General features: G+C 40.5%; 1 protein-coding gene. It reads right to left on the reverse strand.

Annotated elements, in window-relative coordinates; translation table 11 throughout:
- A partial coding sequence (locus KI686_RS16245; protein ID WP_237590366.1) for a sulfatase-like hydrolase/transferase occupies window positions 1-309 on the reverse strand: 309 nt, incomplete at both ends.

The raw sequence follows: 309 nt of genomic DNA on the forward strand, positions 1-309 counted from the left end.
GTTCTAGAACAGGATTAAAATAGGTGTTTCCTGCAGGACCAGCAGCTTGACCAATACCTCCGCCTTTGTGTACAAGAGCTTCTTCAAATCCTTGATCGGTTGGTCTCATAGGAGTGTTATCTCCTAGATGCCATTTTCCGAAAATTCCAGTTCTGTAACCATTATCCTTTAGAACTTCCGCAATAGTAACTTCAGAACTATTCATGAAATGATCAACTTGCGTAACGGCGGTTACGCCAGTACGATATGGATATCTGCCCGTTAATAAAGCAGATCTAGAGGCAGAACAATTAGGATAAGAAAAAAAAT

It is taken from the genome of Polaribacter sargassicola (assembly GCF_021991835.1).
Taxonomy (GTDB): domain Bacteria; phylum Bacteroidota; class Bacteroidia; order Flavobacteriales; family Flavobacteriaceae; genus Polaribacter; species Polaribacter sargassicola.